Annotated in this window: 24 protein-coding genes; 14 read left to right on the top strand and 10 right to left on the bottom strand. The window is 68.9% G+C overall.

Annotated features, from left to right (window positions below; genetic code table 11):
- Positions 1 to 214: 214 nt before the first annotated feature.
- Entirely contained in the window at positions 215 to 1,051 is an 837-nt protein-coding gene (locus AC08OQ_RS01080; RefSeq protein ID WP_476601971.1) for a polysaccharide deacetylase family protein, read from the top strand.
- A 14-nt stretch (positions 1,052 to 1,065) separates the two neighbouring features.
- On the opposite strand, the gene AC08OQ_RS01075 is transcribed toward AC08OQ_RS01080, so the two are convergent.
- Together AC08OQ_RS01075 and glpX are read right to left on the bottom strand one after the other, a co-directional pair.
- A complete protein-coding gene (locus AC08OQ_RS01075) occupies positions 1,066 to 1,800 on the bottom strand; it encodes a sterol desaturase family protein (RefSeq protein ID WP_476604220.1) in 735 nt (244 codons plus the stop codon).
- Positions 1,801 to 1,917: 117 nt separating this feature from the next.
- Positions 1,918 to 2,922, bottom strand: coding sequence for a class II fructose-bisphosphatase (glpX, locus tag AC08OQ_RS01070; RefSeq protein WP_462187147.1), 1,005 nt, complete (start codon positions 2,920 to 2,922; stop codon positions 1,918 to 1,920).
- 437 nt (positions 2,923 to 3,359) lie between these two features.
- On the opposite strand from glpX, the gene AC08OQ_RS01065 reads away from it, so the two are divergent.
- Positions 3,360 to 3,935 (top strand): DUF4245 domain-containing protein, encoded by a 576-nt coding sequence (locus AC08OQ_RS01065; RefSeq protein WP_462187146.1) that lies wholly within the window; start codon positions 3,360 to 3,362, stop codon positions 3,933 to 3,935.
- 71 nt (positions 3,936 to 4,006) lie between these two features.
- Here AC08OQ_RS01065 and AC08OQ_RS01060 read toward each other — a convergent pair whose 3' ends face one another.
- Positions 4,007 to 4,213, bottom strand: a complete 207-nt coding sequence (locus AC08OQ_RS01060; RefSeq protein ID WP_462187145.1) for a hypothetical protein — start codon at positions 4,211 to 4,213, stop codon at positions 4,007 to 4,009.
- A gap of 549 nt (positions 4,214 to 4,762) precedes the next feature.
- Between AC08OQ_RS01060 and AC08OQ_RS01055 the strand changes: the two genes are divergently transcribed.
- On the top strand, positions 4,763 to 5,032 hold the full coding sequence (locus AC08OQ_RS01055) for an exodeoxyribonuclease VII small subunit (protein ID WP_476598761.1): 270 nt from the start codon (positions 4,763 to 4,765) through the stop codon (positions 5,030 to 5,032).
- 68 nt (positions 5,033 to 5,100) lie between these two features.
- Here the strand turns inward: AC08OQ_RS01055 and xseA are convergent, their stop codons facing one another.
- Complete coding sequence (gene xseA / locus AC08OQ_RS01050) at positions 5,101 to 6,315, bottom strand: exodeoxyribonuclease VII large subunit (protein WP_476598762.1); 1,215 nt, start codon at positions 6,313 to 6,315, stop codon at positions 5,101 to 5,103.
- A gap of 142 nt (positions 6,316 to 6,457) precedes the next feature.
- Here xseA and AC08OQ_RS01045 point away from each other — a divergent pair, with 142 nt between their 5' ends.
- The 5 genes from AC08OQ_RS01045 (at position 6,458) to AC08OQ_RS01025 (ending at position 12,471) form a co-directional block, all read left to right on the top strand.
- Positions 6,458 to 7,417, top strand: coding sequence for a 4-hydroxy-3-methylbut-2-enyl diphosphate reductase (locus tag AC08OQ_RS01045; protein WP_476598764.1), 960 nt, complete (start codon positions 6,458 to 6,460; stop codon positions 7,415 to 7,417).
- 349 nt (positions 7,418 to 7,766) lie between these two features.
- Positions 7,767 to 9,158: a class II fumarate hydratase gene (locus tag AC08OQ_RS01040; protein ID WP_476598766.1), complete on the top strand. Its 1,392-nt coding sequence runs from the start codon at positions 7,767 to 7,769 to the stop codon at positions 9,156 to 9,158.
- A gap of 559 nt (positions 9,159 to 9,717) precedes the next feature.
- On the top strand, positions 9,718 to 11,130 hold the full coding sequence (gene sthA / locus AC08OQ_RS01035; protein ID WP_476598768.1) for a Si-specific NAD(P)(+) transhydrogenase: 1,413 nt from the start codon (positions 9,718 to 9,720) through the stop codon (positions 11,128 to 11,130).
- 66 nt (positions 11,131 to 11,196) lie between these two features.
- Entirely contained in the window at positions 11,197 to 12,078 is an 882-nt protein-coding gene (locus tag AC08OQ_RS01030; RefSeq protein WP_476598769.1) for an MBL fold metallo-hydrolase, read from the top strand.
- Between the two features lie 42 nt (positions 12,079 to 12,120).
- The gene (locus AC08OQ_RS01025; RefSeq protein WP_462187137.1) at positions 12,121 to 12,471 is read left to right on the top strand and encodes a winged helix-turn-helix transcriptional regulator; all 351 of its coding nucleotides are present in this window, start codon (positions 12,121 to 12,123) and stop codon (positions 12,469 to 12,471) included.
- 74 nt (positions 12,472 to 12,545) lie between these two features.
- On the opposite strand, the gene AC08OQ_RS01020 is transcribed toward AC08OQ_RS01025, so the two are convergent.
- Positions 12,546 to 13,103, bottom strand: coding sequence for an NUDIX hydrolase (locus AC08OQ_RS01020; RefSeq protein WP_476611872.1), 558 nt, complete (start codon positions 13,101 to 13,103; stop codon positions 12,546 to 12,548).
- An 844-nt stretch (positions 13,104 to 13,947) separates the two neighbouring features.
- Between AC08OQ_RS01020 and AC08OQ_RS01015 the strand changes: the two genes are divergently transcribed.
- Entirely contained in the window at positions 13,948 to 14,268 is a 321-nt protein-coding gene (locus tag AC08OQ_RS01015) for a hypothetical protein (RefSeq protein ID WP_476598771.1), read from the top strand.
- Positions 14,247 to 14,507, top strand: a complete 261-nt coding sequence (locus AC08OQ_RS01010; RefSeq protein WP_476611871.1) for a hypothetical protein — start codon at positions 14,247 to 14,249, stop codon at positions 14,505 to 14,507. The genes AC08OQ_RS01015 and AC08OQ_RS01010 overlap by 22 nt, the downstream gene beginning before the upstream one ends.
- A 26-nt stretch (positions 14,508 to 14,533) precedes the next feature.
- On the opposite strand, the gene AC08OQ_RS01005 is transcribed toward AC08OQ_RS01010, so the two are convergent.
- Complete coding sequence (locus AC08OQ_RS01005) at positions 14,534 to 15,220, bottom strand: adenylate kinase family protein (RefSeq protein WP_476598797.1); 687 nt, start codon at positions 15,218 to 15,220, stop codon at positions 14,534 to 14,536.
- Positions 15,221 to 15,494: 274 nt separating this feature from the next.
- On the opposite strand from AC08OQ_RS01005, the gene AC08OQ_RS01000 reads away from it, so the two are divergent.
- Positions 15,495 to 16,943, top strand: a complete 1,449-nt coding sequence (locus AC08OQ_RS01000; protein ID WP_476598774.1) for a hypothetical protein — start codon at positions 15,495 to 15,497, stop codon at positions 16,941 to 16,943.
- A gap of 35 nt (positions 16,944 to 16,978) precedes the next feature.
- Here AC08OQ_RS01000 and AC08OQ_RS00995 read toward each other — a convergent pair whose 3' ends face one another.
- On the bottom strand, positions 16,979 to 17,902 hold the full coding sequence (locus AC08OQ_RS00995) for an HAD-IIA family hydrolase (protein WP_476604222.1): 924 nt from the start codon (positions 17,900 to 17,902) through the stop codon (positions 16,979 to 16,981).
- A 141-nt stretch (positions 17,903 to 18,043) separates the two neighbouring features.
- Positions 18,044 to 18,319, bottom strand: coding sequence for a hypothetical protein (locus AC08OQ_RS00990; RefSeq protein WP_476611870.1), 276 nt, complete (start codon positions 18,317 to 18,319; stop codon positions 18,044 to 18,046).
- 647 nt (positions 18,320 to 18,966) lie between these two features.
- Between AC08OQ_RS00990 and AC08OQ_RS00985 the strand changes: the two genes are divergently transcribed.
- The 3 genes from AC08OQ_RS00985 to AC08OQ_RS00975 all read left to right on the top strand — a co-directional run bounded on the left by AC08OQ_RS00985 (position 18,967) and on the right by AC08OQ_RS00975 (position 21,041).
- A complete protein-coding gene (locus AC08OQ_RS00985; protein WP_476598780.1) occupies positions 18,967 to 19,530 on the top strand; it encodes a hypothetical protein in 564 nt (187 codons plus the stop codon).
- 89 nt (positions 19,531 to 19,619) lie between these two features.
- Positions 19,620 to 20,225: a GNAT family N-acetyltransferase gene (locus tag AC08OQ_RS00980; protein ID WP_476598799.1), complete on the top strand. Its 606-nt coding sequence runs from the start codon at positions 19,620 to 19,622 to the stop codon at positions 20,223 to 20,225.
- A 456-nt stretch (positions 20,226 to 20,681) separates the two neighbouring features.
- Positions 20,682 to 21,041, top strand: a complete 360-nt coding sequence (locus AC08OQ_RS00975) for a hypothetical protein (RefSeq protein WP_476611869.1) — start codon at positions 20,682 to 20,684, stop codon at positions 21,039 to 21,041.
- Between the two features lie 600 nt (positions 21,042 to 21,641).
- Here the strand turns inward: AC08OQ_RS00975 and AC08OQ_RS00970 are convergent.
- The gene (locus AC08OQ_RS00970) at positions 21,642 to 22,214 is read right to left on the bottom strand and encodes a GNAT family N-acetyltransferase (RefSeq protein WP_476598784.1); all 573 of its coding nucleotides are present in this window, start codon (positions 22,212 to 22,214) and stop codon (positions 21,642 to 21,644) included.
- Positions 22,211 to 23,110: hypothetical protein (locus tag AC08OQ_RS00965; protein WP_476611868.1), on the bottom strand; the 900-nt coding region annotated here is incomplete at its 5' end. The genes AC08OQ_RS00965 and AC08OQ_RS00970, both read right to left, overlap by 4 nt.

Below are 23,110 nucleotides of genomic sequence, written 5' to 3'. Positions count from 1 at the left end.
GCTAGATTCCATGCCGCATCACGCACCCGCCGCTCAGGCGCACTTCCACTGGCCTATCGGGTGCCGCATCCCCTGGAGGCGGCGGACGTAGGGAGGCCCGCTTGTCGTGCACGTCTCACCCTTTCTCCGGCGAGTACGTCCTGTCCGCTGGTGAGCCGGCCGGGTCCCGGTGACCGCCAGTCCCTGCTCAGCGGAGAGAACCCCGGTGATCCCGATGTTGCGCTACCGGTCTCTCGACACGCAGCCGCCACGCGGCCCGCGACGTCGGCTGATCCCCTTCTCGACCTTCATGCGGCACTGCGCCATCATCGCCGCCTCCGGCCGGCAGGCGCTCACCGTGTCGAAATATGCCGCATCCCTGCGCGCGGCCACCTGGTCGGCCAACCCGGTCGTCATCACCTTCGACGACGGCGGCGTGGAAACCTTGAAGGCTCTCCGCCGGCTGGCCGAGACGGGTCTGACGGCGACGGTATTCGTGACCAGTTCGCGGGTCGGTGATCCGGGCTATTTCAACCGGACCGACCTTCATCGAATACGGGGTCTCGGGATAGAAATCGGCGGATCCGGTCACACCGGACGGCGGCTGGACGAGCTGGCGCGGACCGACGTGATCGCCGAACTGACGCTGTCGCGTCGTCGGCTGGCCGTGGCGACCGGGGACGAACCTCGCACGTTCGCCTACCCCCTCGGCGGATACGACCCGTCCGTACGCCAGCTTGTGATCTCGGCCGGCTACAGTTCGGCCTGCGCGGTACGCGACGTCCTCTCGCATCCCGCCGACGACCGCTTCGCCCTCGCTCGGTTGACCGTCGAGGCGAACACGCCCGACAGCCGGCTTCTCGCGTGGTTGGAAGGCGTCGGGCGGCCCGCGCCGCCTCTCACGGTGCCACGAGCCCACACCCATCGGTTTCGGCGCGCAGCCCGTCAGCCCGATCTTTTCACCCCCCGGCTCGGTCAGCCTGATCCTGGCCCGGTAACCGGCACCGGGGACCCGGACGACCTCGCATCCCCCAGCCTCAGCTCGCCGTCACAGGCCCTGCCGGAGCACTGAGCAGGCCGAACAAACTAAGCAGTCCGAACAAACTGAGCAGACGGGGTGGCGGCGGTACTCCGCCCGCGGGCGGTCAGCGAGAGTGCCACGGCGTCCCGCGGCGGGTCGGTGCGCAGGGCCAGATCACCGAGCGGACTGGTCACCCCGAGCCAGTACCGCTCGTTGCGGTAGTGGTGCAAACGATGCCCTCGCCACAACCGCCGGTAGTAGGCCGTGCGCGGGGGGACCCGGGTATGGATGAGGAAATGCGTCCAGTCGTAGACGAGCGCACCCATCCCGAGGCAGAGCGCGCCGGTCGCCGCCCACGGCGGCCCGAGCAGCGCCGGCGCCGCGACGGCGACGGTTCCGCTGATCACCTCGCGGGGGCGCAAGAACATCGTGTCGAGGTTGGTCGGATCGCGGTGATGCTGCTCGTGCCCGTATCCGGCAAGCTGGTAACCGATCGATCCCAGCCGACTGCCCGGCCGGGCGTGGAGCAGTATCCGGTGCACACTCCACTCGACGAAGGGCTGCGCCGCCATGGCAGCCACCGCGACGCCGGTGTCCCGGATCCGCCACGGGCCTCGGACCGCCCGCAGGGCGGCAAGCGTCCCCACGCAACCAAGCAGGACGGGGGGCCGTGGATGGCGCAGGAACCTGCGTGCCGCACCCGCCAGCGTCCGGACCTCCGCGGCGCTGCCGTGCGGTCCCGGGGGGTCGAGGCGCGCGAACACCCTCGCGGGGACGGAAGGTCGCGGGTAGAGCACCATGCGACCACCTCCCGACCAGATCGGAACCGGAACAGCATGGAAACTGTACGGAACTCCGACCGGACCGGCGACTTGGATCGGAGCTGCGACCGGAGTGGCGACCGGGACAGCGGCGGCTCAGAACGGGACGGTGGAGTACGCCTGCAGCTTGGTGAGCTGATGCTGGCTGTCCACTCGGCGGATGGTGCCCGAGCGTGACCGCATCACCAGCGAGGACGTGTTCGCCCCGCCCGGCCGGTACCGCACCCCGGCGAGCAGTTCGCCGTCCGTGATGCCGGTCGCCACGAAGAAGACGTTGTCACTGTCGACGAGGTCCCGGGTGGACAGTACCCGGGTCGGGTCGCCCCCGAGGTCGGCGACCTTGCGATACTCCGCGTCGTCCCGCGGCCACAGCCGGCCCTGGATCACTCCGCCCAGGCAGGTCACCGCGCAGGCCGTGATGATCCCCTCGGGAGTGCCGCCGATCCCTAGCAGCAGGTCCACGCCGGTGTCCGCCGAGGCGGCCATCACCGCTCCGGCGACGTCGCCGTCGGAGATCAGCTTAACTCGGGCGCCGGCCGCCCTGATCTGCTCGACCAGTTGGCTGTGCCGGGGCCGGTCCAAGACCACCACGGTGACGTCCCGCGGGAGGATCTCCTTGGCCTTCGCCACGGCGCGGATGTTGTCCTCCACCGAGGCCGTGATATCCACCGCCCCGGCCGCCTCCGGGCCGGTGACCAGTTTCTCCATGTAGAAACACGCGCTCGCGTCGTACATCGAGCCACGCTCGCTGACCGCCATGACCGAGATGGCGTTATTCATCCCCTTGGAGGTCAGCGTCGTACCGTCCACGGGATCCACGGCGACGTCGCACTCGGGCCCTTCCCCCGAACCGACCACCTCGCCGTTGAACAGCATGGGGGCCTCGTCCTTCTCCCCCTCGCCGATCACGACGACCCCGCGCATCGAGACGGTGCCGACCAGTCGGCGCATCGCGTCGACGGCGGCCCCGTCCGCGCCGTTCTTGTCACCACGGCCGACCCAGCGCGCCGCGGCGAGCGCGGCTGCCTCGGTTACCCGGACAAGTTCGAGCGCGAGGTTGCGATCCGGAGCCTGTCCCTGCACGGCCAGCGTGTCGGGCACGGACGAGGCGTCGGAAGGCCTGGAAACGGAGGATTCAGCAGTGGAAGACACGGCCCCGAGCCTAGTTCGGGAGCCCCGTCGGCGCCCGAGATAGGCCCAGAGTGACGCCGAATATACCTCCATGACCCTATCCCGCCGCGAAGGTGTGCCTGCGGCCGTCCGGCAAATCCGGCCTGTCGTCGACACGACACCTCGAATCCGCCGAAGAGGCACGCAACCTTCAACCCGGTACGCGCGTCCAACGAAGCATCGGGCAGCCGTCACGCGGAGGGGGCGTGACGGCTGCCCGACAGGTCCCGGCGTGGCCGGTTCCTCACCCCGCGCTCCCCGATAAGGCCATCCAGCCGGGCGAGAGCCTGAACACACCACCACCCCTGCGAGCCGCCCAGACGTGGTCTGGGTGCCCATCCGGGGGCTCAGACCTGGAAGATGGGGACGTGGCACGACGACGCGGTCAGGAAACGATCAGAGACATGGCGCTCTCTCTCGCCGTAGTCATGGCGGGTGTCCTGCTCTTCGTCATCTTCGTCATGCCCCGCGGAAGCGACGAGCCCACGGTCAAGGTCGTCGCGACGAGTGAGCCGATGGCGGCGTTCGCCCGCCAGGCGCCCTACTCCCCACTCGGGCCGGCTGGCCTGCCCTCCTATTGGAAGCCGACCTCCATCCGCCTGACGCTGCCCACCGGTGGTGCCGACGGTGGTCCCGCCGAGGCGACGATCGGCTATGTTGTCGATCGGCCCGACCATCGGACGTTCGCTCGCTTCGTCGAGAGCAACGCTCCCACCGCGGTCCAGCGGATCCTGGGGAACCGACCGGCCAACGGCACGGTCGATGTGGAAGGCGTCGCCTGGCAGCAACGCCGGGACGGCGATGGGCATCTCGCGCTCACCCGGACCGACGGCGGCGTCACCGTGATCGTGGATGATGGAGGCGGCAAAGGCGGGGCGAATCAGGCCGATCTGGTCACCCTCGCCGCGTCACTGCGACCGGTCGTTCCCGCCGCCACGAACTGATCGCGCCGCCGGTGCGAGCCTGGTCGGTGGGAACCCGGTCGGTGCAAGCCGCCCGGTCAGCGCGAACCCGGTCATCGCTGGACGGCGACCGCGATGACGGGAGGCCGTGCGGGCGCGACGGCCGTTGCGGCCGGTGGCTCGCCCCCACCCTCCAGCGCGGTGGCGGCCGGGATGAGAATCGCCATGCCGATGACCAGCCCGGCCGCCCGACGTAGCAGCGGGCCCGTCGTCGGCATCCGCCATCCGAGGTGGGCGCCGCCACCCCGCGTCCCGGTCATCCCACCCCTCGGCACGGCACCCACGGCGGCAACCGAAGGCGGAGCGTACTCTCGGGCGAGGTCGCCGAGAGGCCGGCGACGAGGCGTCGGGCGTAGCGCGGGCATTGCTACCTCCGGACTGGATGTCCTGCGGGTAACGGCCAGTGTGCCAGGCCGGACGTGATCCGTCTCGGACCGCGACCGACCTGAAACGCCGTGCAGTGACCTTGTACTATGGATCTCTACCGGACCGACCGGGTTCAGCCATGATTGTTCCTTGTTGGATATCATGTTGGCCAGGCGGAGGGGAAATCGCCACGCCGGTGCCCCCTGGCCGTCGGGTCGCCCAACGGTGGATGCTGAGTCGGGGCCGAACCCGTAACCCACCGGGACCGAGCCGCAAACGCCGATGGCATCCTGAAACGATGGCACCCCGAGGCAGGGGGCCTCCCCGCTCCGCCGGGGCCGGCCCGGAACCGCGCGGTCCACGGATTGAGCGGACCTCGCTGTAGAGGGTTGTAGAGGCATAGAGGGTTCTAGAGGTTAGAGGGCCGCGGAGGCGGCACGGAGGTGGCCATGCCCGAAGCATTCAACGACAGCCCTACCGGTCACGCCTCGGACTCCGCCGATGTCCCCCCGCCGGGCGTCCCGGCCCCACCGGTCACCTACGAGGCCGCGCGGGCCGAACTCGAGGAGGTCGTCCGCCGGTTGGAGGCCGGCGGGGTGAGTTTGGAGGAGTCACTGATCCTCTGGGAACGGGGCGAGGAGCTCGCCAGGACCTGTCAGGCGCTGCTCGACGGCGCCCGCGCTCGACTGGCCGCGGCGACTCCACTCCCCTGAGCGTCTCCTGATCTCCTGAGCGTCTCCTGAGCGAGCGGCCCCTCCAGCCGACGGGCCGCCGGGCCTGCTCAGCCGTCCACGACCGTCGCGCGCAGCGTTCCGCCCGCCACCCGGATGGCGAGCCCGTCCCCGGCCGCAACCTCGGCAGGCCCGCGCACAACCGCACCATCCACGGTGCGCTGCACCACGGCGTACCCGCGGTCGAGGGTCGCCGCCGGCGACAGCGCGCGCATCCGGGCGCGGGTGGCGGCCAGATCGTTCCCGGTCACATCTATCATGTGGCGGACGCAGCGGCGCGAACGGGCGAGGAGCGCCGACACGTCGTCCGCTCTGCGGCCCACGTCGCGCGTGGGCGTTGCGAGCACGGGGCGCCCCCGGGTGTCCGCCAGCCAACGTTCCTCCCGGTCGAGCCGGTGCTCGACGACCCGCCGGGCCCGGGCCCGCAGCTGGGCGACCGCGATCGCCTGCTCACCGACGTCCGGCACCACCCTCTTCGCCGCGTCCGTCGGTGTGGAGGCGCGGACGTCGGCGACAAAATCGAGCAAAGGGGTGTCCTGCTCGTGTCCGATTGCCGACACCACCGGGGTACGCGCGGCCACGACGGCCCGCAGCAGCGCCTCGTCAGAGAAGGGCAGCAGATCCTCCAGCGACCCGCCGCCACGAGCGATGACGATCACCTCCACTTCGGCACGCGCGTCGAGTTCCCGCAGCGCGTCGATGACCTGGGCGACCGCGAGAGGCCCCTGGACGGCCACCTCCCGTAACACGATACGCACCGCCGGCCAGCGACGGCGCGCGTTCTCGACCACGTCCCGCTCCGCCGCGCTGGCCCGCCCGGTGATCAGACCGACGGCCGCCGGGAGGAACGGAGGACGCCGCTTACGGGACGCGGCGAACAGCCCCTCGGCCGCCAGCGTGGCCTTGAGCTGTTCGAGCCGGGCCAGCAGCGCACCGGCACCGAGCGGGCGAATCTCAACAACCGCAAGGGCCAGCGTGCCTCGGCCGGGGTGGAACGACGGCTTGCCCCACACCACGACGCGGGCCCCGTCGACGAGCGCCGGCCCCACCGCGTCGCACACCGCGCGCGGGCAGGTGACCCGCAGGGACACGTCGGCCACCGGGTCCCGCAGGGTGAGGAAGACCGTTCCCATCCCGGGACGGCGGACGATCCCGGTCACCTGCCCCTCGACCCACACTCGCCCCAGCCGGTTGATCCAGTCTCCCAGCGCGCGCGACACGCTGCGGACCGGCAGCGGCTGTTCCGGGGACGATGTCAGTGCCACCCGGGCACCGTAACCTCGCCCTCCAGCCTCGCCCTACAACAGTCGGCGGCCCTCGTCACGGCCGGACCGGACGATGTCGCCATCGGGTGATGCATCGCCTAGCCGACTTCCCGGCCGCCGGCCGCCGCGTAGACTCCCACCTATGGGCCGGGTCCTTCTTGCCAAACCGCGCGGCTACTGCGCTGGTGTCGATCGAGCCGTCGTGACCGTGGAGAAAGCACTAGAGCTGTACGGTTCACCGGTCTACGTACGCAAACAAATCGTTCACAACCTTCATGTCGTGAAGACGCTGGAGGCCAAGGGTGCGATCTTCGTGGACGAAACCGACGAGGTGCCGCACGGCGCCACCGTCGTGTTTTCAGCCCATGGAGTAGCACCAACGGTGCACGAAGAGGCTGCGGCGCGCGAGCTCCACACAATCGACGCCACGTGCCCGCTGGTCACCAAGGTGCATTCTGAAGCCAGGCGGTTCGCCCGCGAGGACTACGACATCCTCCTCATTGGCCACGAGGGCCACGAGGAGGTCGTCGGCACCACCGGGCAGGCTCCGGACCGCATCCACCTCGTGGACGGGCCCGAGGACGCCGCCGGGGTGAAGGTCCGCGATCCGAAGCGGGTGGCCTTCCTCTCCCAGACCACGCTGTCCGTCGACGAGACGATGACGACGGTCGACGCGCTGCGCGAGCGATTCCCGCACCTGCAGGGTCCACCGAGCGACGATATCTGCTACGCCACGCAGAACCGCCAGGTCGCCGTCAAGGAGATCGCCGGCGCGGTCGACCTGGTCATCGTCGTCGGCTCGCGGAACTCCTCGAACTCGGTCCGGTTGGTCGAGGTCGCGCTCGACGCCGGCGCGCCGGCCGCCTACCTCGTGGACGACTCCACCGAGGTGGACCTGAGCTGGTTCGATGGTGTCGAGACCGTCGGGGTCACCAGCGGCGCATCGGTGCCGGAGGAGCTCGTCACCGGCGTGATGGCCTGGCTCGCCGAGCGGGGCTTCACCGATGTGGAGGAGGTCACGTCCGCGGACGAGCACCTTCTCTTTGCGTTGCCGCCGGAGCTTCGCCGGGAGATGCGTACCCGCGAGCGCGCCGCCAGCTGAGCCCGGACCGCCCCTCACATCAGACTCGTCGGAGCCACCCTTCCCCGCATTGCGCCGAAGCCCCCGACGTTCCCCTATAGCCATTCTCACTGTCCCCGCATCACGCCGAAGGCCCCCGAGGCTCCCCCAGGAACCTCACCGAAGGCGAGGTAACGGAAACCCCGAACGGTGCCCTATGCCAGGGGTCCCCGCATTGCGCCGAAGGCGCCATGCGGGGCAGGCCCGACATGTCCTAAGGTCGGCCCTGGGGCCGCGTCCAGGCGGCATCTCGCCGGGACGCGGCCCCAGTGTGCGGTACAGGGCACGGGCAGTACAGGTCAAGGGCGACGAGCATCGGGAGAACGGGCGCATGAGCGAGCAGGAATACCGCATCGAGCACGACAGCATGGGTGACGTCCGGGTACCGGTCACGGCCCGGTGGCGGGCCCAGACGCAGCGGGCGGTGGAGAACTTTCCCGTCTCCGGCCAGCGGATCTCCCGCGCGCACATCGCGGCGCTCGCCCGGATCAAAGCCGCCGCCGCGACGGTGAACGCCAAGCTGGACGTGCTCGACGCGGACATCGCCGAGGCGATCGCCGACGCGGCCACGGAGGTGGCCCGTGGTGACTGGGACGACCAGTTCCCCCTGGACGTCTTCCAGACCGGCAGCGGCACCTCGTCCAACATGAACACCAACGAGGTGCTGGCCTCGCTCGCCTCCGAGCGCCTCGGCCGCCCGGTTCACCCGAACGACCACGTCAACGCCTCGCAGTCCTCGAACGACGTCTTTCCCTCATCGATCCACATCGCCGCCACCCAGGGCATCGTCGGCGACCTGATCCCGGCCCTGGAGCACCTTGCCACCGCGCTCGGTCGCAAGGAGACCGAGTTCGCCGACGTCGTGAAGTCCGGCCGGACCCATCTGATGGACGCGACCCCTGTGACACTCGGCCAGGAGTTCGGCGGGTACGCCGCCGCGGTCCGGCTCGGCGTCGAGCGCCTGCAGGTGGCACTGCCCCGGATCGGAGAGCTGCCGCTCGGTGGGACAGCCGTCGGGACCGGCATCAACACCCCGCCCGGCTTCTCCGCCGCGGTAATCGAGGAACTGTCCGCCAGCACCGGTCTTCCCCTGACTGAGGCACGCAACCACTTCGAGGCGCAGGCCTCCCGGGACGGCCTCGTCGAGGCGTCCGGCGTGCTGCGGGTGATCGCCCTCTCGCTCTACAAGATTGCCAACGACCTGCGCTGGGCCTCGTCCGGCCCACGAGCCGGGCTCGGCGAGATCCGGCTGCCCGACCTCCAGCCCGGATCCTCGATCATGCCCGGCAAGGTCAATCCGGTCATTCCCGAGGCGGTCTGTCAGGTCGTCGCCCAGGTCATCGGCAACGACGCGGCGGTCGCGTTCGGCGGATCAGCCGGGAGCTTCGAGCTCAATGTCATGCTGCCGGTGATCGCACGTAACCTGCTGGAGTCGATCCACATCCTGTCGACGATCAGCCGGCTGTTCGCCGACCGTTGCATCGACGGCATCGTCGCCGACGTCGAACGCTGCCGCCGCTACGCCGAGTCCTCCCCCTCCATCGTGACGCCGCTGAACAAGTACATCGGCTACGAGGAGGCCGCGAAGGTCGCCAAGATCTCGCTCGCCGAGGAGAAGACCATTCGCGAGGTCGTTCTCGAGCGCGGTTACGTTGAGGCGGGCAAACTCACCGAGGCACAGCTCGACGCCGCGCTCGACGTGCTGTCGATGACCCACCCGTAGCCGAAGCTCGTCGGGCGGCCTCTCCCCCGACCGTCGCGTCTCCCGGACACCTCCGTGACCCACGGGGGTGTCCCGTCCCGACAGCGCGACCCGACAGGCGGCGACCGACGGCGCGGCGGGAGCCGTGGAAGACCCCCCAGACAGCCTCCACGACCCCCGCTAGAGGTTTAACGGGCCGGCGGCGGATTGGTTACGGGTGGCGGGTGCCTCAATTTCACCTGCCGGCACGACGGCCCGGCCCGACAGCAGGGTCCAACGGCCCGGCGGCGGGGGCCCGGCGGCCTGGCGGCGCAAGTCCTCGACAGGTTCCCACCAGTTGGACTCGAAAAGCTCTCAACCGGAACCACACCGGCACATATGGCGGGCATGACGGCACACCTCGGCCATCACAGACGGGTTCGCGACACCTACCTCGAGTGATAATCCGCAGGTGAAGCGACTCCCGAGAAATTTCCCAGAAGAAATGGACGTAACAAGCACGGCCAACGTGCCGACCCGACCCGTCCGGCCGGATAGCCTCGGGTTCACCGGAGACCGATAGATTGCGGGGGATGTGACGATGTTCGACTACGACGTCCTCGTCATCGGATCCGGGCCGGGCGGGCAGAAGGCCGCGATCGCAGCGGCCAAGCTCGGCCGACGGGTCGCGATCGTCGACAAACGGGAAATGATCGGTGGTGTCAGCATCAACACTGGCACGATCCCGTCCAAGACGCTGCGGGAAGCGGTCCTTTATCTGACCGGCATGTCACAGCGTGAGCTGTACGGGTCGAGCTACCGGGTAAAGGATGACATCACCGTCGGTGACCTCTCGGCGCGGACCAGACATGTCATCAGCCGCGAGATCGACGTGATTCGCAATCAGCTCAGCCGTAACCACGTCACCCTGCTGACGGGACTGGCCAGCTTCGTCGATCCGCACACCGTGAACGTGCGGGCGGGCGGCGAGGACACCGAGGACCGCCGGATCCAGGCGGAAAGAATCATCATCGCCACGGGCACCCGCCCGGCGCGGCCGGACACGGTCGACTTCGACGGACGGACTGTCGTCGACAGCGACCAGATCCTGGCCCTAGAGAAACTGCCCCGGTCGATGGTCGTCGTCGGCGCCGGTATGATCGGTATCGAATACGCCTCGATGTTCGCCGCGCTCGGCACGAAGGTGACCGTCGTCGAGCGCCGTGACCGGATGCTCGACTTCTGCGACCTCGAAATCGTCGAGGCGTTGAAGTACCAGCTCCGCGATCTTGCGGTGACCTTCCGTTTCCGCGAGTCGGTCGTCTCCGTGGAACGCCACAACGGCGGTACCCTCACCCTGCTCGAAAGCGGGAAGAAGCTCCCGGCGGACACGGTGATGTATTCGGCCGGGCGGCAGGGGCTCACCGACATCCTCAACCTTCCGGCGGCCGGCCTTTCCGCGGACAACCGCGGCCGGATCAAGGTCGGCTCGGACTTCCGCACGGAGGTCGACCACATCTACGCGGTCGGCGACGTGATCGGATTCCCCGCTCTCGCGGCGACGTCAATGGAACAGGGACGTCTCGCGGCCTACTCCGCCTGCGGCGAGGACGTCAACGCCATGCGGGCCGAGCTGATGCCGATCGGGATCTACACGATCCCGGAGATCTCCTATGTCGGCAGCACCGAGGACGAGCTGACCGAGCAGGCCATCCCGTTCGAGGTGGGCATTGCCCGGTACCGGGAGCTGGCCCGCGGAGCCATCCTCGGTGACTCGTACGGGATGCTGAAGCTACTGGTCAGCCCGGACGACCGGCGCCTTCTCGGGGTACACGTCTTCGGTACAGGAGCCACCGAACTCGTCCACATCGGACAGACTGTGATGGGCTGCGGCGGCACCATCGACTACCTCATCGACAGCGTCTTCAACTATCCGACGCTCGCCGAGTCCTACAAGGTCGCGGCTCTGGACGCGATGAACAAGATGCACGCGGTCGCCCGCTTCAGCGGCTGAATAGGCTCGGCGACATCCCGGTGTTCCACCGTGGTTACACCGGCAGGTGACGCCCCAGGAGCGCCCGTGCCACTCGATCCCGCCAGTCTCGATCTGCCGATCTGCCTAACCTGCGGGATCCAGTACGGTGCGGTCCGGGGCGACTGCCCGGTGTGCGAGGACGAACGGCAGTACGTCGGCTGGGACGGTCAGCGGTGGACCTCGCGGGCACGGCTGCGGGCCGCAGGATACCGCGGGGTACTGCGCCCCGAGGGGGACCGCGTGTTCGGCGTCGGCGCCGAACCGAAGATCTCCATCGGGCAGCGGGCCCTGTTGGTCCGCACGGACGAGGGCAACATCCTCTGGGACTGCGTGCCCTTCCTCGACGACGATCTCGCGGGTCAGGTTGATGCGCTCGGCGGCATCCGCGCCATCGCCGTCAGCCACCCGCACTTCTACGGCGCCATGGTGGACTGGAGTCACGCCTTCGGCGGAGTGCCGATCTACATCCACGCCGCCGACGCCGCCTGGATCGGCCGGACCGGCGATGCGATCGTGCTCTGGTCCGGCGACACCCACCGGATCGGCCCGGGGCTGACCCTCGTCAACGGCGGTGTGCACTTCGCCGGTGGCACGGTCCTGCATTGGGCGGACGGGGAGAACGGGCGCGGTGCGCTGTTCTCCGGCGACATCCTGCAGGTGGTGCAGGACCGGCGGTGGGTGAGCTTCATGTACAGCTACCCGAACTACATCCCGGAACGGCCCGGGGCGGTCCGGCGGACGGTCGCGCTCCTCGAACCCTTCGATTTCGAGGTCGTCTACGGCGCGTTCTGGCAGGCGATCGTCCGCGCCGGCGGTCGGGCCGCCGTGCGCCGCTCCGCCGAGCGATATCTGCGGTTCGTGGCGGACGACACGCCCCAGGGACCGGTTCCACCCGAGTCCCGGGCTCCTCGCCCCACGACGTCATAAGCCGACGAAAGGTAAGCCGCTATTACCGGATCGGGCCGGCTAATGGCGGGCAAGCATAGGCTGATCAGGGTGGAGCTGTCCTCGTTCTGCCCGCGCTACCACCATGCCGTCGAGACCATTGGGCGGCGCTGGACCGGGGCCATCGTGCGCGCGATGCTGGCCGGCGCAACCCGGTTCTCCGAGATCACGACGGCGGTGCCCAACCTGTCCGACCGGCTCTGTTCCGTGCGGCTGAGAGAACTTGAAGCCGAAGGGATGGTCAGACGCACCGTCGTCCCGGATACGCCCGCGCGGACCGAGTACCACCTGACCGCGAAGGGAGCGGACCTCGCAGACACGGTCGCGGCCCTCTCCCTCTGGGCCGAGACCTGGCTCCCCGACCCATGCTGCTGACCCGCCCTGGCGGCCCGCCCTGCTGGCCTAGGGCTGCTCGGCACCCCGGCTGGATCAGGCCCGCATGGGTCCGGTCAGCGCACCAGCCCGGCCTGCTGGAACGCCCTGGTCAGCTTCGCGCCCAGCTGGCCGGAAATCTGCTCGGGCGCCACCCACCGAACCTGCGTCGTGGCGCTCTCCCGCACCGCGAGGCTGCGGTCCTCGACGTGGAAGAGATAGGTCATGTCGTAGTGCACGTGCTCGGGTTCACCGAGGATCGGCGCGGCGTCGACGATTCCGACCTCCACGTCGAACGGGAGGATCCCGCCCGGGATCACCGCGTCGGCCTCGACACCTGCCCGGCGCGCGGCGAGCCCGAGCGCGGCGCCGAGCAGCGAGGAGTCGTCGGCATCTACATGACCGCCGGGCATCCGCCAGACCGCGGTGGACGGCTCCAGGATCTCCAGCACCCGCCAGTCCGGGGACACGATCGCGGCTCGGCACGTGACGTGGGCCGGCATCGTGCTACGGGCTGTGATGGATGGCCCGTGCAGAGCCAGCACGACCAAGGACCGCATGAGGTCCACTTCATCCGGGTTTGCCTCGATGTAGCCCAAGGCCACACCGATCACCGCGTTGTTGGTGACCGCCACGCTTAAGGAACGTACAGGCATCGGGCGCCGATCACGGCGCACTGGGACGGGACACACCGAAACTCGTGTCGCATCGACATCCTCACTTACAGTGATAAAAAAGGTAACAGAACGGACCGAATCGGAATTCCGACAGCTAGAAAGGGGGCTTCACCCGCGAGGGGATCCACCACCGGCCGAGGAAGGCGGAAGCTGGAAGCAGTGGCACCAACACCCCAGGTAGTCGCCACCCCCATGCGACCCATCCCTTTCTTGCGATTACGGAAGGTAGTTGTTGGTACCGGAGTGCCGCCCCGCCCATCCCTTCGCGTCCAGCCCCCTCGGGGCGACCATCGCCATCGACCCCGCCAAGGACTAAGCGGATAAACAGGGCAAGTAACATCCGCCGTGCGGATACCCGGCGACTAACCCCTCAAACCTCACCTATGACACAAATCCGAAAGCTCGGCCGCCCCGACGCACGATCTCGACCCCCGACCCGACGTGATGCTCAGGTGTGCTCCCCCCGGGTGGCGACGCACCGACCGCACCCCCACGCAGGCCACCCCCACACGGCCCACCCCCACGCAGGCAATGACGCTGAGCCGACACCGCCACGCGGCGTGCACCGTCCGCGACTAAGGAGTCGAAATGAAATAACTTGCGCGCTTCGAACCCTCCACAGGCCTGTGACCTGCGATGATGCTCTCGATCACGTATTTGTTACTTCATTACGTCCCCTAAGGTCGACAGCATGGATCCGAAAGATCCGGGAATCAGACACCTGGACAGATCCACAGTGATGATCTACCGTCCGCCCGCGGGACCCCTGTCCCGCCGGTCGGACCGAGCAGGAGGACCAGCCGTGCGGGAGAACCTCACCCTTGACGAACCACGCCGAGGGATCCGGTCCGGCCGAACCATGACGCTGCTTCCGGGGCTGGTCCTCGCGGGAATGGTCGCGCTGACCGCCGGTTGCGGGGGGTCCGACGACATCGGTGTGCCGCCCTCCGTCAGCACACCGACCCTGCCGACGTCGATCCCCACCGCGCTGCCGAGCGGGCTGCCCACCTCGCTGCCTACCTCGCTGCCGGGGGTGGGAAGGATCGACGCCGTCAGCGGCGCGGATGCCCTGCGTGGCACGAATGTCCCTCCGATTTCCCGGTGCCGCCCGGGGCCACCGTGAAGGTCGGCACGACCACCGGGAAAACGTCGACGGTGACGCTGGGCGGGGTGTCCAGCGACGGGGTGGCCACCTTCTACCGGCAGACCCTGCCTGGCGCCGGCTATAAGATCACAACGGATGTGGGGATTCCGGGAGTCGCCAGAGCCATCCAGTTCAACGGGCACGGCGTCAACGGGAGTATCGGGGCCGCGGGGGTCGGTAACACCGACGGCGTCGCCGTGGTATTCACTAAGCAGTAGCCCCCCCGGGGGGATCGCGGCCGGGCTCACCCGGACACGACCGGCCGCTGCGGAAGACCGAACTGCGAGCGATCGAGCTGCGGAAGATCGAAATGCCGGCGGATCTCCGCCTGCACCTCGCGCGGCGGGTGCCTGGCGTCCACGACGGCCACGAACTCCTTGCGCTGGAAGATCTCCATGACCGGTCGGGTCTTCTCGTGGTACTCCCGCAGGCGGACGGCCAGCGCCTGCGGGTTGTCGTCGGCCCGGGTCAGCAGCGGCGCTCCGCACACGTCGCAGGTGTCCGGCACCTGCGGCCTACTGGCGATCAGGTTGTAGTCCAGGACGCACCGCGAGCAGAACCGGCGGGCGAGCACCCGCCGGTAGACCTCGTCGTCGGGGAGGTCGAGGTAGATGACCCCGTCGATGTCGTAGCTCTCCAGGAAGAACTCGGCCTGCCGTGCGTTGCGCGGGAACCCGTCGATGATGAACCCATAGTTCCAGTCGTGCTCGGCCAGCCGGGAGCGCACCACTGACTCGACGAGATCGTCCCCGACCAGGTGACCGGCCGCCACGATGCGTTTGACCTGGGCACCGAGTTTGGTGTGATTCTGCACGTTCCAGCGGAAGACGTCGCCGACGCTGATGTGGACCAGGTCGAAGTCCCGGGCCATCATCGTCGCCTGGGTTCCCTTGCCGCTGCCCTGCACGCCCATGATGACGAACTTGCGCACGCCGACTCCCGCTCGTTCCTCCGCCCCCAGCTGTCCCACCGGCCTCTCCGTCGCGACGTTATCCGCCATGGAGATCACTAGGGGTTTCCGCGGCCCAGCGGTGGCGGGTACGTCATGACACCCGCACGGCCGACCGGCGGGCTGTCCGCAGCCCAACCCGGACCGATGCACGGCGACAATGCCGTAAAGAGCAGGATGTCAGGATGTGTGGGGATCGGGGGAGCGCGGAACGGGCCGCGGCGGCGGCGATCCCGGATTCTAGGAGGGAACGCGGGTGTCAAGGGGACTGCGTCAGACGCTCGGCGCCAGCTTGGCCGCCACCGTGCTGGCGGTGGGGCTCGCGGCGTGCGGTTCCGGGGACAAGGCACCGGCTCCACCCGCGGAGATCGTCCTCAACCGGGGGCAGGACTCGTCGATCCCCTTCCGCACCGAGGCCGACGGCGAGGTGCTCCTGGACATCACCACCACCGCCCCAGGGGTCTCCTGGGGCTCCCCGGGCGGCGAGTCCGCGGTGTTGTCGCTCTACGTCGACACCGCCTACGCCACCGACCTCGTGATCCCCACCTCCTTCCCGATCAAGCGCAGCCTCGCGCTGGGTCACCTGGCCGCCGGCAAGCACACCCTGCGGACGCTGTTCGCCGCGGACCGGTCGCCCCGCAACGCCGCCACGGCGCGCCTGACCGATCTGACCTTCCGCACCGTCACGCCGCAGGACAACGGCTACCAGGCCCTGGCCCACGCTCCGGTGATCTACGGCCGGACGGCACCGGCCGCCACCGCGAATCCGATGGCCGGCGGGCCGTTCCAGAACGCCGTCACCGACACCCCACTGCTCGCCTTCCACTCCGAAGCGCCAACCGCGATCGCCGGTCATCGCCTGCTGACCTACTCGATGGTGTGGAGCAACGAGGACGAAGGCACCCCGACCCCGGCCCTGATGGCGTTCTGGGGGCGGACCACCGACATCGAGTGGACCTACCAGGTCGAGATCGACGCCACCGGCAACGCCATCCCCGGCAGCGCCGTGATCCAGGGTCCGGAGCACACGTCGCAGCCGTTCACCGGCCGGTACGAGGGCACGCACCCGCTGCTCGGGACCTGCACGCGCAGCAACAGCATGTGCCAGAACACCAACGGCCCGATGCGGTTCGCCCTGTCGGCCGCGGACACCCTCGACCCGAACGCCGAGGCCCCTGAACGGGAGATGGACCGCAACCCGTGGACCTACTGGGTGATGTCCCAGGAGGTCGCCCGGGAGGGCAAGGTCGCCGACGCCCCGGTCCCGAACTCGCGCACCCGGATCAGCGACCCGCGTAACTACCTGTACCTGATCGTCCGGAAGAACACGGTCGGCACACCGAACACCGCCGACGCCTGGGTCGGGCTGTCGGTCGGGGTGCGGCTCGCCGGCAACCCCGAGACCTACCGGTCGAACAAGACCTACCCTGCCTGGTCCATCGAACGGGACGCGCCGGCCGCCACGGCCGTCGAACTCCCGCCCGGGACGGTCGCGGAGGACATCGCGTCCATCCAGGCGACCCGGGTCGTCGGTGCGGGTGCCGACACCGGTGCGCGCATCCAGGTCGACTCGATCGAGCGGGCGTTCCTGCTGGGTCCGGACGGCCTGCCGCAGCAGTCGTTCCTGTTCACGCCGACGAAGGTGACCCTGACCGCCGCCGCGCCGACCGCGACCCTGTTCCGCCGTTCGCAGGGCGGCTCCTGATCCCGTCCGGGGTTCCCTGATTCCGTGGTGGACCCTCACCCACGTGTGGTGGACCCCGGGGTGTGCATCGCTCCCAGGGTCCGACCGTGCGCCCCGGCCCGCTCGGGGGCTCCGGTGCGCTCGGGGGTCTCGGCTGGCGCCGGGCGCACGGCGGCCGTCGGCATGCTGTCGAGCGTCCGCACGTCCCGACCGACGGGCAGCTGGGCGATGCTGCCGACGATGGCGGTCGGCCGGTAGGGAAACCGGTCGACGTCGGTGATGGACGTGATGCCCGACAGCACCAGCACGGTGTCCATTCCGGTCTCCAGGCCGGCGACGACGTCGGTGTCCATCCGGTCGCCGATCACCACGGTGGTCTCGCTGTGCGCGGACAGGGTGTTCAGCGCACTGCGCATCATCAACGGGTTCGGCTTGCCGACAAAGTACGGTGTGACGCCGGTCGCCCGGGTGATCATCGCCGCGACCGCCCCGGTGGCGGGCAGGAGACCCTCCACCGAGGGACCGGTGGGATCGGGATTCGTCGCGATGAAGCGTGCGCCGTCGCGCACCAGCCGTACCGCTTTGGTGATTGCCTCAAAGCTGTAGGTCCGAGTCTCCCCGAGGACGACGTAATCGGGTGACCGGTCGCTGAGGACGTAGCCGATGTCGTGCAGCGCCGTGGTCAGGCCCGCTTCGCCGACGACGTACGCCGATCCCTGGGGGCGTTGGGTGTGTAGGAAGAGCGCGGTGGCGAGGGCCGAGGTCCAGATCCGCTCCGGCGGGATTGTGAGTCCAGCGCCAGCCAGTCGGGCGGACAGGTCGCGGGCCGTGTAGATCGAGTTGTTGGTCAGCACGAGAAAACCCAGGCCTGCCGCGCTGATCCCGACCAGAAAGGCATCCGCGCCCGGAATGGGATGTTCCTCATGGACCAGAACACCGTCCATGTCGATGAGATAGTTCTCGATCAGATGCTCCGCCATGACCCCCGATTCTCCCCGCCGGCGCTCGATGCCGTCTGCCGGGTGGTCCCCACTCGGCACCATGATGGGGACCACCCGGCCCGGACGATCCGGCGGGTTCGGTCACCTCGCCTCACCTCGCCGGGTTCGGGTGATCCCGTCTCACAGCACCGCGATGGCGGCGATCTCCGGTTCGGTGGGCGACATCAGATACAGGGATGGGACGATGAGCCAGTCGGCGAATCCCCCGTCGCAGGCGTAGGCCTGCGCATGGCCGGGCGACCGGAACGGGCCGATGACTCCCTGCACCTGCCGGGTCCCCTGCTCCAGGACGATGATCGCCCAGCTGCCCGTCCGGTCCGGTGCGGGTGTCCCCCACTCCGACTCCGACAAGTCCATCACATAGTCCATCTGTGCCCCTTCGCGAACGTCCCTCACCGGTATCCACCGAGCCGCGGGGTGGTAAAGCACCCGGGATATCTTGACGCTTTCACGCAGCTTTGCGCATCGAAACGCCGGATGTCGACCTGGGTCGGTCCGGGATCCTCCGCCGGCAACGGCCGGGTGCGGCCCGTTCGTACATCCGTGAGTACATCGCCGAGCCGGCCGGGAGCGGAACGCAGATGTGTGTGACGAAAATCGAAGTTCCCGTGTGGGGATCCCCTTGGGAGGGAGGAGAAGACGGTGCGTTTTCCCGCACCGACACTCGGGTGATGTCGCAGGCCGGTACTTTGCCCGCTGCCCGCGCTCGCGGTCGTGCAGCCGCATCTACCGCCGCGCATACCGCCGGTCCGGCGTATTGCTATGGCGGTAGCCGGGACAGCCGCCCCGGAGCCGCAGAGCCCCGGAGCCCATTTGGCGGTGCCCGTCTGGTGGTGCCCCTCGCGGTGTGCCCCTTTGGTGGTGCCCCCGCGGGGCCTCTTCGGTGCCCCCGCGGCGCCTCGGTGCCGCAGCGGGAGGTTGAACCGGGTACGTGGGACGCCGGGCGTCGCGTCACCGGCGCGGTCGGGAGTCGCTCCCGACGCAACGTCAGGATTGAGCTGTGCGTCTGCTTTGTCGCTGACTTCTTGCTATCTGGGGGACCCGTGAGCCGGCGCCGGAGCGACTACCGCACCTGGGAGGAACTGACCAGGGAGGAACGTCGACGCGGGCTGGCAGTTCTTTCCGTGGTCGGGGTCGTGGCGGTGGTCGTGGTGTTCCTCGTCGTCGGGGCCGGTGGCGGGGCCGGTGGCGGGGCCGGTGCGGCGGCACCGCCAACCACCGACGTCAAGGCCCGGCTCACGTCCTGGTACGCCACCACCGCCCAGGTCCGTTCGGAGGTCGTGCGGGCGGTCAACGCGGTACGGGCCGACATCCAGGCGGCGGACGGCATGTCGCTGAAACCGGCCTGCGCCGACCTGGGGCGGGCCGTCGACCGCATCGGACCTCTGGGCCTCCCGCCCGTCGAGAGCGTGAGCAGGAGTTGGACCGAAGGCGCCGGTGCCTACGCCCAGGCGGTCACGGCGTGCGGGAACCTGTTCGACGGCACACCCGTCCCCCCGCCGGTGCTGCTGCAGCGCACGACCGACGCCCTCAACGCCGGCGACGGGCACTGGACCATGCTCGTCGCCCAGATCGGGGCCCCGGCGCAGATCGTTCCCACCGGCTGAGCGCACCCGGCCGGCCGCTCGCCGGACGACTCGGCCCGCACGTCCTGTCAAACTCGGCTACGTGGACTTCTTCCCGGGCTTTGAGCGCGATGCCCGACCCGCGTGACCTCGACGACGCCCTGCGGTCGGTCCGACCGGCGAGCGAGGACGACGTCGACGTGATGCGCGACATCGAGCGGACCGCCGGAGTGCTGTTCGCCGGGATTGGGATGACCGACATCGCCGGACATTCTCCGCTTTCGGCCGAGAAGCTGGCGGAGTATGTCGCCGGGGGGCGGGCCTGGGTGAGCGACGCCCCGGTGGGGGTCGCGGTGGGCTACGCCCTCGCCGACGTCCTCCCCACGGACGTCTCCGAGCCCGGGCCGGGGACCGACGGCGCGCCGCCACGCGTGGGGACTCCGGCGGCGAGTGTCCATCTCGAACAGCTCTCGGTGCGTCCGGAGCACGGGAGGTCGGGTCGGGGCCGGGCGCTGAGCCTAAGCGTGATCGATTATGCGCGCTCCCGTCGTGTGCGGAGGGTGACGTTGTCGACCTTCCGGACGGTGCCGTGGAACGGTCCGTTGTATGCGCGGTGGGGCTTCCGGGAACTGGTGGCGGCCGAGATGACCCCGGCGCTCGCCGACCTCGTCGCGCACGAGAGCGAGCTCGGCCTCGCCCCGAACTCCCGCATGCTGATGGCCATCGATCTCGACTGAGCGCCGGACCGGCGGGACCCGCGGACGACCCGCGGCTACGACCGGGTCCGCGACAACCTCGACCGGCACGGGACGTACGCCTTGTCGGCGTTCCTCGGCGAGTAGGTCTATACGGCTGTGCGTGGACCGGCCAGTCCCGTGGGACCGTCCTACCGGTCTGACAGGCCGTGCCACGGCACCGGACGGCCAACACCGACATGCAATAATGACCTCTTTTGGCCGATGAGCGAAACCGTCGGACCTCTGTGGCTTACTTTGGGCGGTGAGCCTGGAGGAGGAACCTATGTTGCGGAACGTGATCAAGCCGATCCGGGAGGAGCTTGAGGCGCGCCGGAAGTCGATCTTGGATCGATATCGGCCTGACCGCTGACGAGCTTCGAGCCCGCTGCGACGCCTACGCGCTCACCGGCGACGAGTTCGAGGCACTCACCGAGCTGGAAAAGATCGACTACCTACTTGGTTGCGCACTGGCAGTTCCACGCGGAGCGCGGTGCATTCAGTGCCCTCCTTGCACATGCCGGCAAGAAAACGCCGCATGACTTGGCGTCCCTCCATCTTCCTGTGGGCGGGGCGCGGATGCGACCGTGTCTCGAGGACTTCATCCAGTTCCTGATTTCTGAATGCAGCTTCGATGCAAAGGAGGGTTGGCGCGCGGTCGTCGAGGCTGGCCGGATCCGTTGGCGTCAGCGTCAGATCGGCGCCCTGGTCCACGATGCTCCCGAGGAAGCGATCCGGGTCTTGGAAGAGAACGGCTACGTAGTCACCCGCAGTAACGACCCGCTCGTGGGCAATGCGGAGAAGCTCGCCCGCTGGTGATGCTCCGGGCACGTCGCTGTGGCAGGTAGAGCAGGGCTCAGGCTGAACTTGTCTCGCAGCACAGCGCGCGGACCTGCGGACTACCCGCGACATGCATCCGTTGCCCACGTTGCGCGTCGTCGCCACCGCCTCGACGGTTAGGAGTCGAAATAAAATAACTTGCGCGTTTCGAACCCTCCACAGGCCTGTGACCTGCGATGATGCTCTCGATCACGTATTTGTTACTTCATTACGTCCCCTTAGACGCCGTCCTCCTGTAGCTTGCCGCTCCATATGTCGGTAGCGGGGGCTGCAATGCGGATGCGGGGACCACGCATGTCGTTAGGTCTGGGAGGTTTCAACCTCTCCGGACCGAGGATCGGCTTTGGTGGCGGCTGGGGTGGCGGGGGTCTGATCGGCTCACTCACCCAATTCTGCGTGGCGATGATCCAGCTCTGCATATTGATGGCGTGGTTCTCGGCGCTGCTCAGCTTGCAGCGCAGCACGATTACCGGGTTGGGCCACGGCCTGCCAGGCGCCTCGTCCATGCCGTCAGGATGGCCCGGCCGGCGCGGCCGCGCCGTATCCTTCGCGTGGGCTCCGGCATGGGTACCCGGCAGCTCAGGCTCTGGAGGTTGCCCCACGCCGGGTGTTCCACTCGACTCGGCTGATCGCATAGACGTTGTTCGCCCTCCATGGGCCGACGTCAGCCACCTCCCGGAAGGTCATCCCAAGCTTGCGCGCGATCGCGTTCATCCCCGCGTTCTCCTGGTGCGTCGCCGTGATGAGCTCGTCGACGGGCAGCCGCTGGAAGCCGAAGTCGAGCGCTGCCCGGATCGCCTCGGTGCCAAGCCCTTGGCCCCAGCGATCGCGGCGGATCGACACCGCGACCTCGACTTCCGGCCAGCCGTCCGCGAAGTACGTCCCGGCCCGACCGAGGAACTCCCCCGTCTCCCGATCCTCGACCGCCCACATGCCATGACCGCGGATCACCCACATGCCGATGAGATGGGTGACGAGACGCTCTGTTCCGGCCGCGCCGAAGGTGCCGTCGAGATACCGCATCGTCTCAGGGTCGGCGTTCATCGCCGCGTACGGTTCAAGGTCCGCGGCCCGCCAACCACCCAGGACCAGCCGATCCGTGACGACCGTCGGTATCTCGAAGACGGACGGGGCGTCGTAGACGAAGGTCATACGTGGCCTCCGGTCAACGCAAGCCGCGGCCGGGCTTTCCATCGGTCCCAAAAGTCCCGTACGGGCTCCACCGCCGGGTAAGAGCCGAACCCGGCGGCCACTTCGACGACCCGCGCGGAAACAGACGCGGTAGGACTGGCATCCAACAACGCAACAGCACGCCCGGCGACTGTCGCGGCCTCGTCGACCGCTGGCCGCTCGCGGTTGGTAAGGCTCCAGGCAATCGCTAGCAACGCATTCCCGTAATCCTCATATCCGGTAGCGCGGTCGGTCTCGTAAGCGACGACGGCTCGACGGGCGATCGGCTCGGCCTCGATACCGGCGCCGATGCGAGCGAGCACGCCGGCCTCGAACATGGCCGCGGTCGCCTGCCCGAACGGGCTGCACCCCGGCTGCAACGGTAGATCTGTCACCGAGGTGCGCATCCGGTTCAACGCCGCCCGGGTGCCGCCGACATCGCCGAGCGCGCCGAGCGCCCGCGCTTCGTACGCGGCCATACGGGCACGGGTGTACGGGCCGTCGGCCACCGCGGCGGTCCGCTGCGCCGCGGTGGCCGCTTCCCGGTAGCGCCGGCCGTAGAACGCCAGCGTGGACAGCATCTCTCCCACTGACGCGGCCAGCACGACATCGTTGGTCTGCTCGGCATGCTCACCCGCGAGGCGCACGAACCGGCGGGCGGTGACGGTGTCACCGAGGTTGAACGCCAGCCTGCACAGCATGTACGAGGCGTAGCCGGCCGCAACAGTCAGTTGCACCTGCGACCGTGCGCGGGCACCGCCGCTACGCAGGAGTGTGTGTGCCGACTCCCAGGTTCTCCACACCTTCGGCGCGAGCTGGTGATGCGGCTCGATGGTGAACGCGGCAGCATGGTTGTTAATCGAGTCGTCGATCTCGTC

The sequence above is a fragment of the Frankia sp. CcCS3 genome, assembly GCF_977927575.1.
The sequence above is the reverse complement of the archived record's forward strand: the minus strand, read 5'-3'. Positions and strand labels throughout refer to the sequence as shown.

Coding starts and splice junctions, on each gene's coding strand:
- AC08OQ_RS01080 (WP_476601971.1), top strand. CDS start 215: ATGTTGCGCTACCGGTCTCTCGACACGCAGCCGCCACGCGGCCCGCGA.
- AC08OQ_RS01075 (WP_476604220.1), bottom strand. CDS start 1,800: ATGGTGCTCTACCCGCGACCTTCCGTCCCCGCGAGGGTGTTCGCGCGC.
- AC08OQ_RS01060 (WP_462187145.1), bottom strand. CDS start 4,213: ATGACCGGGACGCGGGGTGGCGGCGCCCACCTCGGATGGCGGATGCCG.
- AC08OQ_RS01045 (WP_476598764.1), top strand. CDS start 6,458: ATGGGCCGGGTCCTTCTTGCCAAACCGCGCGGCTACTGCGCTGGTGTC.
- AC08OQ_RS01040 (WP_476598766.1), top strand. CDS start 7,767: ATGAGCGAGCAGGAATACCGCATCGAGCACGACAGCATGGGTGACGTC.
- sthA (WP_476598768.1), top strand. CDS start 9,718: ATGTTCGACTACGACGTCCTCGTCATCGGATCCGGGCCGGGCGGGCAG.
- AC08OQ_RS01025 (WP_462187137.1), top strand. CDS start 12,121: ATGGCGGGCAAGCATAGGCTGATCAGGGTGGAGCTGTCCTCGTTCTGC.
- AC08OQ_RS00995 (WP_476604222.1), bottom strand. CDS start 17,902: ATGGCGGAGCATCTGATCGAGAACTATCTCATCGACATGGACGGTGTT.
- AC08OQ_RS00980 (WP_476598799.1), top strand. CDS start 19,620: ATGCCCGACCCGCGTGACCTCGACGACGCCCTGCGGTCGGTCCGACCG.
- AC08OQ_RS00970 (WP_476598784.1), bottom strand. CDS start 22,214: ATGACCTTCGTCTACGACGCCCCGTCCGTCTTCGAGATACCGACGGTC.